At 73.9% G+C, this 12,149-nt stretch carries 14 protein-coding genes; 7 read left to right on the forward strand and 7 right to left on the reverse strand.

Annotated elements, in window-relative coordinates; genetic code table 11:
- Positions 1 to 2 precede the first annotated feature (2 nt).
- The 3 genes from IG62_RS0124270 to IG62_RS0124280 all read right to left on the reverse strand — a co-directional run bounded on the left by IG62_RS0124270 (position 3) and on the right by IG62_RS0124280 (position 2,221).
- Positions 3 to 197 carry a ferredoxin gene (locus IG62_RS0124270; RefSeq protein WP_030807073.1) on the reverse strand — a complete coding sequence of 65 codons (195 nt, stop codon included), beginning with the start codon at positions 195 to 197 and terminating at the stop codon, positions 3 to 5.
- A 35-nt stretch (positions 198 to 232) separates the two neighbouring features.
- Complete coding sequence (locus IG62_RS0124275; RefSeq protein ID WP_030807076.1) at positions 233 to 1,420, reverse strand: cytochrome P450; 1,188 nt, start codon at positions 1,418 to 1,420, stop codon at positions 233 to 235.
- Positions 1,421 to 1,615: 195 nt separating this feature from the next.
- The gene (locus tag IG62_RS0124280; RefSeq protein WP_030807080.1) at positions 1,616 to 2,221 is read right to left on the reverse strand and encodes a TetR/AcrR family transcriptional regulator; all 606 of its coding nucleotides are present in this window, start codon (positions 2,219 to 2,221) and stop codon (positions 1,616 to 1,618) included.
- 45 nt (positions 2,222 to 2,266) lie between these two features.
- Between IG62_RS0124280 and IG62_RS0124285 the strand changes: the two genes are divergently transcribed.
- Positions 2,267 to 3,163 (forward strand): DUF2867 domain-containing protein, encoded by an 897-nt coding sequence (locus IG62_RS0124285; RefSeq protein WP_030807083.1) that lies wholly within the window; start codon positions 2,267 to 2,269, stop codon positions 3,161 to 3,163.
- Positions 3,164 to 3,172: 9 nt separating this feature from the next.
- Here IG62_RS0124285 and IG62_RS47910 read toward each other — a convergent pair whose 3' ends face one another.
- Positions 3,173 to 3,310 carry a hypothetical protein gene (locus IG62_RS47910; protein WP_199812519.1) on the reverse strand — a complete coding sequence of 46 codons (138 nt, stop codon included), beginning with the start codon at positions 3,308 to 3,310 and terminating at the stop codon, positions 3,173 to 3,175.
- A gap of 129 nt (positions 3,311 to 3,439) precedes the next feature.
- Between IG62_RS47910 and IG62_RS0124295 the strand changes: the two genes are divergently transcribed.
- The 4 genes from IG62_RS0124295 to IG62_RS0124310 all read left to right on the forward strand — a co-directional run bounded on the left by IG62_RS0124295 (position 3,440) and on the right by IG62_RS0124310 (position 6,746).
- A complete protein-coding gene (locus IG62_RS0124295) occupies positions 3,440 to 4,009 on the forward strand; it encodes an RNA polymerase sigma factor (protein ID WP_030412943.1) in 570 nt (189 codons plus the stop codon).
- 159 nt (positions 4,010 to 4,168) lie between these two features.
- Positions 4,169 to 4,408, forward strand: coding sequence for a hypothetical protein (locus tag IG62_RS0124300; protein WP_030807086.1), 240 nt, complete (start codon positions 4,169 to 4,171; stop codon positions 4,406 to 4,408).
- Between the two features lie 181 nt (positions 4,409 to 4,589).
- Positions 4,590 to 6,089 carry a CoA transferase gene (locus IG62_RS0124305; RefSeq protein WP_030807090.1) on the forward strand — a complete coding sequence of 500 codons (1,500 nt, stop codon included), beginning with the start codon at positions 4,590 to 4,592 and terminating at the stop codon, positions 6,087 to 6,089.
- Positions 6,090 to 6,188: 99 nt separating this feature from the next.
- Complete coding sequence (locus tag IG62_RS0124310; RefSeq protein ID WP_030807093.1) at positions 6,189 to 6,746, forward strand: GNAT family N-acetyltransferase; 558 nt, start codon at positions 6,189 to 6,191, stop codon at positions 6,744 to 6,746.
- A 168-nt stretch (positions 6,747 to 6,914) separates the two neighbouring features.
- Here IG62_RS0124310 and IG62_RS0124315 read toward each other — a convergent pair whose 3' ends face one another.
- On the reverse strand, positions 6,915 to 7,250 hold the full coding sequence (locus IG62_RS0124315) for a DUF6204 family protein (protein ID WP_030807096.1): 336 nt from the start codon (positions 7,248 to 7,250) through the stop codon (positions 6,915 to 6,917).
- Positions 7,251 to 7,535: 285 nt separating this feature from the next.
- Here IG62_RS0124315 and IG62_RS0124320 point away from each other — a divergent pair, with 285 nt between their 5' ends.
- On the forward strand, positions 7,536 to 9,665 hold the full coding sequence (locus IG62_RS0124320) for a DUF5107 domain-containing protein (RefSeq protein WP_030807099.1): 2,130 nt from the start codon (positions 7,536 to 7,538) through the stop codon (positions 9,663 to 9,665).
- Positions 9,666 to 9,762: 97 nt separating this feature from the next.
- Positions 9,763 to 10,686: an NADP-dependent oxidoreductase gene (locus tag IG62_RS0124325; protein WP_030807102.1), complete on the forward strand. Its 924-nt coding sequence runs from the start codon at positions 9,763 to 9,765 to the stop codon at positions 10,684 to 10,686.
- A gap of 76 nt (positions 10,687 to 10,762) precedes the next feature.
- On the opposite strand, the gene IG62_RS0124330 is transcribed toward IG62_RS0124325, so the two are convergent.
- Together IG62_RS0124330 and IG62_RS0124335 are read right to left on the reverse strand one after the other, a co-directional pair.
- Positions 10,763 to 11,122 (reverse strand): VOC family protein, encoded by a 360-nt coding sequence (locus tag IG62_RS0124330; protein ID WP_030807105.1) that lies wholly within the window; start codon positions 11,120 to 11,122, stop codon positions 10,763 to 10,765.
- Between the two features lie 145 nt (positions 11,123 to 11,267).
- Complete coding sequence (locus tag IG62_RS0124335) at positions 11,268 to 12,083, reverse strand: methyltransferase domain-containing protein (RefSeq protein ID WP_030807108.1); 816 nt, start codon at positions 12,081 to 12,083, stop codon at positions 11,268 to 11,270.
- Positions 12,084 to 12,149 lie beyond the last annotated feature (66 nt).

The raw sequence follows: 12,149 nt of genomic DNA on the forward strand, positions 1-12,149 counted from the left end.
GCTCAGTCGTCCGTGATCGTGATGGCCTGCACGGGGCAGGCCCGGGCGGCCTCCCGTACCAGCGGGTCGCCGGCGCCGTCCTCGCGGCCGGGACGCACCAGGCCGAAGCCGTCGTCGTCCTGGTCGAACACCGCGGGGGCGGTCAGGGCGCACTGGCCGGCGCCGATACACACGTCCTGGTCGATGGTGATCCGCATGCCGGACCCCTTTCGTTCGTCCGCCGCCATGGCCGCTACCAGGCCAGCGGCAGTTCGATCATGCCTTGGAGAGTGTCCCCCGGTTTGAACGGAATCTCGGCAGCCGGTACGGCGAGTCGCAGATCCGGGATCCGGGTGAACAGCGAACGGAGCGCGATCTCCAGCTCCGCCCGGGCGAGGTTCTGGCCCAGGCACTGGTGGATGCCGAAGCCGAACGCGACGTGGTGCCGGGCGGACCGCCCGAAGTCCAGCCGGTCGGGCGCGGGGTAGGTGTTCTCGTCGCGGTTGATCAGGGACGCCGGGAACAGCACGCCGTCGTCGGCGCGGATCAGCTGACCGCCGACCTCGATGTCCTCCTTCGCCACCCGCAGCAGGCCGTCGGCGATGGACAGGAACCGCAGCAGCTCCTCCACCGCGGTCGGCATCAGGCTCTCCTCGGACTTCAACTGCGCCAGCTGCTCGGGGTGTTCGAGCAGTGTGAAGACGCCGAGCGAGATCATGTTGGCGGTGGTCTCGTGGCCGGCCACCAGCAGGATCATGGCGAGCCGGACCAGCTCGTCGTGTTCCAGGGCGCCGGCCCGGAGCCGGTCCTCGATCAGCTCGTCGAGCAGTCCGTCGCCCGGGCGCTTCTCCTTGTCGGCGATCAGCCCGGCGAAGTACTCCTCCAGCTTGGCCCGGGCGTCCTCCGCCTCCTCGGCCGAGCGGCCGCGCAGGATGCGGCGGGACTCCTCCTCGAAGAACTCGTGGTCGGCGTACGGGACGCCGAGCAGCGCGCAGATCACCATCGAGGGGACCGGCAGCGCGAACGCCGAGACCAACTCGGCCGGCGGGCCCTGTTCCAGCATCCGGTCGATCAGCTCGTCGACGATCAGCTGGATCTCCGGCCGCAGCGCGGCGGTCCGCTTGACGCTGAAGCTGGGGATCAGCATCCGGCGCTGGGTGTTGTGCTCCGGGTCGTCCACCCCGATCAGCGGGGTGCGGACCCGGCGGATCGCCGCGAACCGCTCGAAGGGGATCGGAAAGGCCGGGTTCTGCCGGTCGGCCGACAGCCGCGGGTCGCTCAGCAGCGCCCGCGCCTCGGCGTGGCCGGTGACCGCCCATACCTTGCGGCCGTCGTAGAAGGTCACCTGCGTCAGCGGTCCGGCCTCCCGGAGCGGCTGGTAGGCACTGGGTGGGTGGTAGGGACAGGTGCGGTCCTGGAAGTAGGAAATGGCTTCGGTCACGACATGCCTCCCGGGCGAGGGGGGTTGGAGTGGACTCGAACCACTCGGGTGTGGGATGTCAACGCACCTGCGCGCCGTATTCGCCGCGCTGATCTCCACTTCATGCCTCGGGCACATGGCGCGTCTACGCGTAGATCGGCCAACTTGGTTCATCTTCGGTCGAGTTCGGGCACCGGTACCTCCTCCTGCCAGCCGTCACAGCGGACGCACCAGCATGTCGATCACGTCGTCCAGATAGTGCTCGCGCGCGGCCGCGTCCGGCAGGCTCCGCGGGACGGCGTGCGCCAGCTGGGTGTGCCCGAGGTAGGCGGTGTACGCCAGCAGTCCGCGCCGGCGCGCCTCCTCCTCGGGGAAGCCCAGCTCCGCGAAGAGCGAGGCGACGTAGCCGATCCGCCGTTCGGTGACCCGGGCCAGTGCGGCCGCGACCCTGGGCTGCGCCGCGGTCGCGAGCAGGGAGACCTCCAAGGGGTCCTCGGCGGACCGGTTCGCGGCGTGCAGCAGCAGCCGGCGCAGCCGCTCGCCGGGGTCCGGCTCGGCCTCGACCTCGGTGATCACGGCCTCCGTGCCGAGCTGCTCCCAGCGCTCCAGGGCGGCCTCGACCAGCGCCTCCCGGTTGGCGAAGTGCCAGTAGAAGCTGCCCTTCGTCGTGCCGAGCCGGGCGGCCAGCGGCTCCACGGCCACCGCCGCGAGACCGCCCTCGCCGATGGCCGCGAGGGCGGCGTCGGCCCAGTCCTGCGCGGTCAGCCGCTGCCGGGGGACGCCGCCGGATTCCTTCACCCGCTGCTGTCGTGCCATGTCCATACGCTACCGTACGGTAAAACATACGCCACCGTATGGAGGTGCTCCGTGCGTACCGTTCGCGACGTCCATTCCCGCACCGTCCAGGCCCCGGCCGAGACCGTCGGCGCCCTGCTCGACCGGCTCGGCAGCGACCACGACCCGCTCTTCCCCGCGCCGGCCTGGCCCCCGATGCGTTTCGACCGCCCGCTGGGCGTCGGCGCGGACGGCGGCCACGGCTTCGTCCGCTACCGCGTCGGCGCGTACGAGCCCGGCCGCCGCATCCGCTTCGACTTCACCGACGGCAGCCGCGGCCGGCACGAGGTCACCGTCCGCCCCGACGGCCCCGACCGCTGCCGCGTGGAACACCTCCTGGAGGCACAACTCCCGCCCGTCCGGAGGCTGTTGTGGACCGTCGCGATCCGTGCGATGCACCGCACCGTCGTCCAGGAGCTCTTCGACAACATCGAACGGGCCGCCGCGGGACGGCGGATACCGCCACCCCGCCGCTCCCCGTGGATCCGCCTGCTGCACCGCCTGGCGTGGGACCGCGCCCGGGCGGTCGAACTGCCCGCCGCCGCGCGGCTCGCGCGCCGGGCCTTCCCGCGCACCGACTTCGAGGACGCCTGGCAGCTGGATCTCCGGCCCGGCCTGCCGGACGCCCCGGAGGAGTGGCAGGGCGTACTGCGCGGCGCCCCCTTCCCGGTCGTCGGCCGGACGGACCAGGAGCTGCTGCTCGGCGAGGACGCCCGGCACCTCGACTTCCGCGCCTCGCTCCTGGTCGCGGACGGCACCGTCACCCTCGGCACGGTCGTCCGCATTCACAACACGGCCGGCCGGCTCTACTTCGCGGTGGTCCGCCGCGTCCACCCCTTCATGGCCCGCACGATGCTCCGCCGCATCCACCGCCGCCTGGCCCTCGCCGCCCCGACCGCGGCCGAGCGGGAGGCGGCGGTGCGGACCTGAGCGGCCGGGCTACTTCTCCAGGAGCGTGAGCAGGAAGGTGACCACCACGACGCCGATGCCCAGGGCGGCGCCGAGCACCGGGTTGACGTAGGCGAGGTAGACGGCGAGGCCGCCGAGCACGAGGGCGAGTGCGGTGCGAGTGTCCATACCGTCAAGTCCCGCCGGGGCGGCCGGAATTTTCATCCCGGCCCGATGAAAAACTTCCGGCCCCCGTCCCGTCCTTCCAGGGAGCCCGGGACCCCCGAGCGGTACCCGGTCAGCGGAGAGGGACGACACATGAGGCAGCTCTCAGGGGGCGGAAGCGACTCCGCGGAGTCACCCCGCCGGCTGTCCAAGGAGCGCGAGGCCGAGCTGATGGAGGCGCTGCGTACCGTCGAGCCGCGGCTGATCGCCTCGGTCACGCGGGTCACCCACGACTACCACCTGGCCCAGGACATCACCCAGGAGGTGTGCATCGCCATCTTCCAGGAGTTCCGCAAGGGCACGAGGTTCGAGAAGCCGGTCCTGGTCTTCGCGACCGTGGTGGCCCGCAACAAGCTCCGCGACCACTGGCGCAAGAGCTCCTCGGGCGAGCGGCCGTACGACGAACCACCTGAGCACGGGCGGCGGTTCGGCCCGGACCCGGCCGCCGGCCTCGAATACCTGGAGCTGCTGGAGTCGGTGAAGGCGGCGATCGCCGACGAGCGGCAGGCGGCGGTCTGGGAGCTCACCCACGTCTGGGGCCTGAAGGGCACCGAGATCGCGGAACTGCTGGAGATCTCCTCGGCGACGGTGAGCCGGCAGCTGGCCGCGGCCGAGGCGAAGGCGAAGTTCTGGCGGGAGGACGAGGACCTGGAACCGGCGTAGGCCACGGGCTCCCGGCGGCCGCACCTTGGCGGCCGCCGCCCGCCCACCGTCCCGGCGCCGCCTGCCGGGCTGGATCCCGCCCCGAGGCCGTGCGTCAACGCGGCTTCAGGGTGGGACCTATCCCGCCCCGGTCCTGCACATCCGAAATGGGGAGCATCCATGAGTGAACGTCAGTCCTCTCCGCACGAGAGGCTGCTGACCTACCTCCGAGAGGGGGACCGCCTCGTGCCACCGGACACCCGCAGCGCGCACGACTGGGACCTGCGCTACGGGGCCCTCGCGGCGGCAGCCGACCTTGGCGGGGCCACCGAACCACCGGAGCCCACCGACCTCTCGCCGGCGTCCTGGTACGACGACGGACACGAGGCGGGCCTCGGCCGATCGGTGGTGAACCGGTGAAGATCGGTCGCCTACGGAGGGACCTGAGTCCGCACGCGCACGTCACGGGGGGCGGGCGCGCGCGGAGTTGACGGCGGGGGCACCGGCGGCGCGGCCACACGGGGGTGGGCGGCGCCGGCGGGGCCCGGAGCCGGCCGCAGTAGGTTCCGGCGGGTCGCGGGGGCCGTGGCAGACTGCCTGTATGGGGCAACGACAGGGTGAGGGGGGCGGGCGCGGCACCGCTTCGGCGTGGGCGGCGCTCGGAGGTGAGCCGGGGCTGATCGAGCGGGTCGCGTACCGCGGACCGGGCGGTCTGCTGCCGGCGCGGCTTGCGGTGGGCACCTTGGCACGGGGCACGGTGGCCGTGTGCGCGCTCGCCGCGGCCGAGCTGGCGGCGGCCCGCCGCGGCGGCCCGGTACCCGCCGTACGCGTCGACGACGGGGCGGTCGCCACCGCCTTCGTCAGTGAACGCCACCTCCGGATCGACGGCCGTCCGGCGCCGGCGTTCGCGCCGCTGTCCCGCTTCTGGCGGGCCGCCGACGGCTGGGTGCGTACCCACGCCAACTACCCGCACCACCGCGCCCGGTTGCTCCGGGCGCTCGGTCTGCCGGACGGTGCCGGGGCCCCGGAGGTCGAGGCCGAGCTGGCCGGGCGCGCGGCCGAGGAGATCGAGGAGACCGTGTACGCGGCCGGCGGGCTGGCCGTCGCGGCGCGTACGCCCGGGCAGTGGGCGCGGCATCCGCAGGGCGCGGCGGTGGCCGCCCGTCCGCTGCTGACCCTGGGCCCGCTCGACGCCGGTGGACCGCCGCGCGTCCTGCCGCCGCTCGTGGGGCACCCGGTGCGGCCCGCCGCCGGTCTGCGGGTCCTAGACCTGACCCGGGTGATCGCCGGCCCGGTCGCCACCCGCACCCTCGCCCTGCTCGGCGCGGACGTGCTGCGCATCGACGCACCGCAGTTGCCGGAGAGCCAGGACGCGCACAGCGACACCGGATTCGGCAAGCGGTCCACCGCCCTCGACCTCGGCTCGGCCGCCGGCCGGGCCACCTTCGAGGAGTTGCTCGCCCGCGCCGACGTCGTGGTCACCGGCTACCGCCCGGGCGCCCTCGACCGTTTCGGCCTGGCCCCCGGGGAGCTGGCCGCCCGCCGCCCGGGGCTGGTGGTGGCCCGCCTCTCCGCGTGGGGCGACGACGGCCCCTGGGGCGGGCGGCGCGGCTTCGACAGCCTGGTGCAGGTGGCCACCGGCATCGCCGCCGTCGAGGCGGGCCCGGACGGGACCCCCGGCGCGCTCCCCGCCCAGGCCCTCGACCACGGCACCGGCTATCTGCTGGCCGCCGCCGTACTCCGCGCACTGACCGAACAGACCCGCACCGGCGGCCCGTTCCTCGCCACCCTCTCCCTGGCCCGCACCGCCCACTGGCTGATGCACGACCTGTCGGAGGGCGACGGGAGCGGGGGCACCGATGGGAAGGGGAGGGGGGAGGGGAAGGCGGAGGACGGACTCAGGAACGGGCCCGGGCGGCCGCCGGCCGGTGCCGCGGAGCCCGGCGACCGTGGGTACGACCCGGCGGACCACCTCCGGGAGACCGTCGGTCCGCTCGGCCGGCTGCGTCACGCCCTGCCGCCGGTCTGCTTCGACGGCGCGCCGGACACCTGGGCGACCCCGCCCGGCCGGGTGGGCGCGGACGCCCCGGTGTGGCGCTGAGAGGTGGTGCTGAGGGCGGGACGCCGAGAGGCGGCGCCGAGGGTGTGGCGCTGCCCGTAATCGCTGGCCGTACCGTGCGGCCGTCCGTACGATTTGCCGGTGACGATCAACCACCGCTACCTCGCGCGCGGACCGCGGGTGGGCATCCGGCCCTTCACCGCCGCCGACCGGGACGAGTTCACCGCCGGGGCGCGCGCCAGCGCCGAGCTGCACCGGCCGTGGCTCCACCCGCCGACCGACGCCGCCGCCTTTGACGCCTATCTGCTCAGGCTGCAGGAACCCCAGCGCGAGGGCTTCCTGATCTGCGAGCTCACCACCGGCCGGATCGCGGGCTACCTCACGATCAACAACATCGTGCACGGCGCCTTCCGCTGCGGTGCGATCGGCTACGGCGCCTTCGCGCACGCCGCCGGCCGAGGCCTGATGAGCGAGGGGCTGCGCCTGGTGCTCCACCATGCCTTCGGCGCGCTGGGCCTGCACCGGCTGGAGGTCAACATCCAGCCGGAGAACGCCTCTTCGCTCGCCCTCGTCCGGCGCGCCGGCTTCCGTCGCGAGGGGTTCTCCCCGGACTTCCTCTTCATCGACGGCGCCTGGCGCGACCACGAACGCTGGGCGATCACCAGTGAGATGGTCACGGACGGGGCACCGGCCACGTAACGCCGGTGCCCACCACGGCCGTGACCTTCGGCCGCACGGTGCCGGTCCTCCGCACCCGGCTGCGCTTCACCGAGCCCGAGTCCGAGCCGGAGCGCTGGTCCGAGCCCGAGTCGGAGCGCGAGTCCGGGCCCGGGCCCGAGTCCGCCCCAGCTCCCGTTCGGCCCCCGTTCACCGGGACTTGCGGTTGATCTTCATGGTGTCCATGTCGGTGACCGTGGACCGCAGGTCGCGGTACCCGAGGCCGGCCGCGGTCAGCGCTGCTTCCGCCTTCTCCTCGCCGAGGGCGGCCGCCATCTCCTCGCCGTCCGCGGCGTCCGAGACGATGACGCAGCGGTAGCTGAACGAGTGCAGCGCGGCGTCGTAGGCCAGCGCACCCTCGGGCGTGAACTTGTACTGCGACAGCCCGTGTTGGCCGGCCTCGGCGAGCAGCTTCGCCCGGGACGCGGCCGTCAGGCCGTCCCATTTGCCGCGGACGATCACCCGGTAGGTGTGCTGGGTCGCCATGGTCCTCGCGTCTCCTGTCGCTGCGTCAGTGGGGGTGGAGCTGGGGGTGGAGGCTGGGGGTGGAGCGCCAGGCTATGCGGCCGCCTCCGCCGGCGCTCCTGATTTTCCGATGCGATTGCATCGCACCGTTCCCGGGGCGGCATCGCACCGTTCCCGAGGCCTTCCTTTGCGTAACCCTGACCCCGCGGGCCGGAAGAAGCCCTGTCCAGACCGGCGAGGAGGCGGTTCCATGGTCAACAGGAGGCCGCCGAAGCCGAGGTGGCCGGTCCCCCCTGCGAGGCAGCCGTGGCCACGAGCGTGCGACGCACCACCCTGACCCTTCCCGCCGCCCCCCTCGGTCCGGACAACCCCCTCCCCGCCCTCCAAGGCGGCCACGACCTCCACCGTGTCCACATCCCCCGGGACGCCGGGCTGCCCGCCGACATGGCGCGCCAGATCGGATACCGGCCGCTGACGTCGCTCCTGCCGGTCGCGCGGCGCGACGGATACGGCCGGGACCGCCGCAGCACCGACCTCGACGCCCTGGTCATCGAGAACGACCGGCTGCGCGCCACCGTCCTGCCCGCTCTGGGCGGCCGGGTGTACTCCCTGCACCACAAGCCCACCGACCGCGAACTGCTCTACCGGAACCCGGTGTTGCAGCCCGCCGCGTTCGCCCTCAACGGCGCGTGGTTCTCCGGTGGCATCGAATGGAACATCGGTGCCACCGGCCACACCACCCTCTCCTGCGCCCCTCTGCACGCTGCCCGGGTCCCGGCGCCGGACGGCGGTGAGATGCTCCGGCTGTGGGAATGGGAGCGGCTGCGCGATCTGCCCTTCCAGGTGGACCTGTGGCTGCCGGACGGCTCCGACTTCCTCCACGTGGGCGTACGGATCCGGAACCCGCACCACCACACCGTGCCCGTGTACTGGTGGTCCAACATCGCGGTCCCCGAAGAGGCGGGCACCCGCGTCCTGGCGCCCGCCGACGAGGCCTGGCTCTTCGGCTACGAGCGGACCCTGCGCCGGGTCCCGGTCCCGGAATCGGACGGCGCCGACCGCACGTACCCGGGGAGCAGTGAATTCCCGGCCGACTACTTCTACGAGGTGCCCGACGGTGCCCGCCGCTGGATCACCTCGCTCGACGCGGCCGGCCGGGGCCTGGTCCAGACGTCCACCGACGTGCTGCGCGGCCGCAAGCTCTTCCGGTGGGGCACGGGCCGGGCCGGGCGGCGCTGGCAGCAGTGGCTCACCGAGCCGGGCACCGGCGGCTACGCCGAGATCCAGGCCGGACTCGCCCGTACCCAGCTGGAGCACGTGCCCCTGGACGCCGGCGGTGCCTTCACCTGGCTGGAGGCGTACGGGCCGCTGGCCGCCGATGCCGCGGTGGTGCACGGTGCGGACTGGGCGGCGGCCCGGGAGGCGGTCGCCGCCGGGCTGGAGGTGGCCCTGCCGCGGGCGGACGTCGACGCGGCGTACGCGGCCTGGCTGCCGTACGCCGACCGGGAGCCGAAGGAAGCGCTGGCCACCGGGTCGGGCTGGGGTGCGCTGGAGGCGGCCCGGGCCGGTTTCACGCTGCCCGGTACGCCGTTCGACCCGGCCACCCTCGGGCCCGAACAGGAGCCGTGGCTGGTCCTGTTGAGGACCGGTGAACTGCCGCCCGGCGGCCCGCTGCCCGGCCCGGCGCCGACCGCCCCGGCCTGGCGCGACCTGCTGGAGTCCGCCCCGCCGGGCCCGGCCACCGACTACCACCTCGGCCTCGCCCAGTGGCAGGCCGGCGACCGCGCCCAGGCGGTCCGCAGCTGGGAACGGGCGATCGGGCAGGGCGGTGGGGGCCTGGGCCGTGCCACCGCCACCGAGGCAGGAGCCGGGAAGCGCGGGCGCGGTGCCACCGCCCCCGAGGCAGGCGTCCTGCCCCGCCGGCCCGAGGCGTGCGTCCTGCCGCTCTACTGCCTGGCCGTCGCCGAGGCCGCGGCGGGCGAACCGGCGCGGGCCGCCGACCGGTACGCGCAGGCCTGCGCCGCCGTGGCCGCGGCGGCCGCCGCGGACGGTCCGGCCGCCCGTACCTGGCGTGCCGCCCTGCCCGCCCTCGTCCGGGAGGCGGTGCCCGCACTGCTCACCGCCGGCCGTACCGAGGAGGCCGCACGGCTGCTGGCCGCGCTGCCGGAGCGCGTCGCCGCCGAGGGCCGCTTCCGGTTGCTGACCGCCCAGGTCCTGCTCGCCCAGGACCGGCCGGACGCGGCCCGGGAGGTCTTCGATGCCGGCTTCGAGATCGCCGATCTGCGGGAGGGCGACGAGACGCTCAGCGACACCTGGTGCGCGATCGCCGAGCGGCTGACCGCGGCCGGCGGACCGGTCACCGACGAGGTACGCGCCAGGGCCCGGTCCGCGCATCCGCTCCCGGACGCCTACGAGTACCGGATGCGGCCGGTGTAGCCGGCCTCCCTACGGGTGCGCCGGACCCGTACGCCGATCCGGTGAACGTGTGCGCGGGTCCGGAATGATCCCGGACCGTCCCGTGTTGTGCCCGGTCATGAAGGCAATCAGCACACAGCGCTACGGCGACCCCGACGTCCTCACGTACTCCGACCTCCCCGACCCGAAGGTGGCCCCGGACTCGGTCCTGATCCGGGTCCGGGCGGCCGGGGTCAATCCGGTGGACTGGAAGGTCCTCGCGGGCTACCTCGACCCGATGCTGAACGTCCACTTCCCGCTCATCCCCGGCTGGGACGTGGCGGGCGTGGTCGAGGCGGTCGGCGCGGATGTCCCCGAGTACGAGGTCGGTGACGAGGTCATCGGCTACGTCCGCAAGGACGACCTCCAGCACGGCACGTACGCCGAGCTGGTCGCCGCGCCGGTGCGGACCCTGGCGCGCAAGCCGGCCGCGCTCAGCTGGCAGCAGGCCGCCGGGCTGCCGCTCGCCGGACTGACGGCCTATCAGGCCGCCGCGCGGGTCGGCGCCAAGGCGGGCGAGACCGCCCTGGTGCACGCCGCCGCGGGCGGTGTCGGCTCGCTCGGCGTGCAGATCCTCGTCGCCCAGGGCCTCCGCGTCATCGGCACGGCCAGCGAGCGCAACCACGACTTCCTGCGGTCCCTCGGCGCCGAGCCGGTCACCTACGGCGACGGGCTCGCCGACCGGGTGCGGGCGCTGGCACCCGACGGCATCGACGTGGCCCTGGACTTCGTCGGCGGCGGCGTGGTGGACGTCTCGCAGGAACTCCTCAAGGACCGCGGCCGGGTGGCGTCCATCGCCGACGGCGAGGTCAAGGAGAAGGGCGGCCATCTGGTGTGGGTGCGCCCGGACAGTGACGCCCTGACCGCCCTCGGCGCCCTCGCGGACGCCGGGAAGCTGACCGTGGCGGTCGACGCGGTGTACCCGCTCTCCGAGGCGCCCGAGGCGCTGCGGCGGAGCATGGCGGGACGGGCCCGCGGCAAGATCGTCCTGGAGGTGCCCTGAGAGAGCCTGAGGAAGCCTGAAAGAGGCCGTCCCGAGCGGGTGCGCCGGACGGGGAGCAGGCCGCCGGGGGAGTCCGTCAGGCTCCCGCGGCCTGTTTGCGGTCGACGTACTCGAAGATCGAACCGTCCGGATGACGGGCCACCACGTTCCGGCCGATCGGCGTCGGCAGCGGCCCGGCGATGATGTCCGCGCCGACCGCCGTCAGATCGGCCACCGCCTCGTCCACGTCCGCCACGGCGAGGGTCGCGGTGATCTTCCGCAGCACCGACAACTCCGCCTCGGGGCCGCTCATCAGGAAGAAGCAGCCGACGGCCGCGACCGACACACCGCCGCGCTGGAAGCGGATCGCCTCCGCGCCCGTCAGTCGTTCGTAGACGCCGATCGCGGCATTGAGATCACCGACGCACACCCGCAGCGAGGTCCCCAGAATGTCCATATGAACCACCCTAGTTGGGCCCCGGCCGGTGCGCGATCACCTGACCGTGATCGGACCGTCCGCACCCCGATGCGCACCCGCACCGGGACGGTGCGACCTCCCGGAGGTGCCGTCCCCGGCCCGGCGGCCGAGGACGGGACCGCGCTCAGACCCGGCACAGGATCTCGCCGTGCAGGATGCCGAACCAGCCGTCCTCCTCGGCTCCCCAGGCCCGCCAGGCCTCCGCGATCCGCCGCAGGTCGGCCGGTGTGGCGTGCCCGCCGTCCACCGCGATCCGGGCGTACGACGAGCTGACCGTGCGGTCCGCCCACAGTTCGCTCCACCAGGACCGCTCCTCAGGCGTCCGGTAGCACCAGGTGCCCGTGGTGGCGGTGATCGCCTCCGGGGCGAAGCCGGCCTGCCGGGCCCAGGCGTGCAGCCGGCGCCCGGCGTCCGGCTCGCCGCCGTTCGCCCGGGCCACCCGCAGATACAGCTGCCTCCAGTCGGCCATGCCGGGGACCTCCGGGTACCAGGTCATCGCCGAGTAGTCCGAATCGCGGACGGCCACGATCCCGCCCGGCCTGGTCACCCGGCGCATCTCCCGCAGCGCCTGGACGGGATCACCCACGTGCTGCAGCACCTGATGGGCGTGCACCACGCAGAACGTGTCATCGGGAAAGTCCAGTGCGTGGACGTCGCCGACCACGAACCGGGCGTTGTCGGCCCCGCGTGCGGCGGCGGTGGCACGTGCCTGGTCCAGTACCTCCGGCGCCCGCTCCAGCCCGGTGACCTGACCGTCCGGCACCAGCGCGGCCAGATCGGCGGTGATCGTGCCGGGCCCGCAGCCGATGTCCAGGACCCGCATGTGCGGCTTCAGCGAATCCAGCAGATACCCGGCCGAGTTGGCCGCGGTGCGCCAGGTGTGGGAGCGCAGTACGGACTCGTGGTGGCCGTGCGTGTAGACGGCGGACTCCTGCGGCATGGGGGCACTCCTTCGCCTGCGTCGGTGTGGCACCCACGGTACGCGTCGATCTCGTATCTTGAGAGT

It is taken from the genome of Streptomyces sp. NRRL S-337, from assembly GCF_000720175.1.
Classification (GTDB): domain Bacteria; phylum Actinomycetota; class Actinomycetes; order Streptomycetales; family Streptomycetaceae; genus Streptomyces; species Streptomyces siderophoricus.

Bases quoted from the DNA above. Each gene is read 5' to 3' on its own strand.
- IG62_RS0124300 (WP_030807086.1), top strand. From the start codon at position 4,169: ATGAGTGAACGTCAGTCCTCTCCGCACGAGAGGCTGCTGACCTACCTC.
- IG62_RS0124330 (WP_030807105.1), bottom strand. From the start codon at position 11,122: ATGGACATTCTGGGGACCTCGCTGCGGGTGTGCGTCGGTGATCTCAAT.
- IG62_RS0124335 (WP_030807108.1), bottom strand. From the start codon at position 12,083: ATGCCGCAGGAGTCCGCCGTCTACACGCACGGCCACCACGAGTCCGTA.
- IG62_RS0124270 (WP_030807073.1), bottom strand. From the start codon at position 197: ATGCGGATCACCATCGACCAGGACGTGTGTATCGGCGCCGGCCAGTGC.
- IG62_RS0124315 (WP_030807096.1), bottom strand. From the start codon at position 7,250: ATGGCGACCCAGCACACCTACCGGGTGATCGTCCGCGGCAAATGGGAC.
- IG62_RS0124280 (WP_030807080.1), bottom strand. From the start codon at position 2,221: ATGGACATGGCACGACAGCAGCGGGTGAAGGAATCCGGCGGCGTCCCC.
- IG62_RS47910 (WP_199812519.1), bottom strand. From the start codon at position 3,310: ATGGACACTCGCACCGCACTCGCCCTCGTGCTCGGCGGCCTCGCCGTC.
- IG62_RS0124305 (WP_030807090.1), top strand. From the start codon at position 4,590: ATGGGGCAACGACAGGGTGAGGGGGGCGGGCGCGGCACCGCTTCGGCG.
- IG62_RS0124295 (WP_030412943.1), top strand. From the start codon at position 3,440: ATGAGGCAGCTCTCAGGGGGCGGAAGCGACTCCGCGGAGTCACCCCGC.
- IG62_RS0124325 (WP_030807102.1), top strand. From the start codon at position 9,763: ATGAAGGCAATCAGCACACAGCGCTACGGCGACCCCGACGTCCTCACG.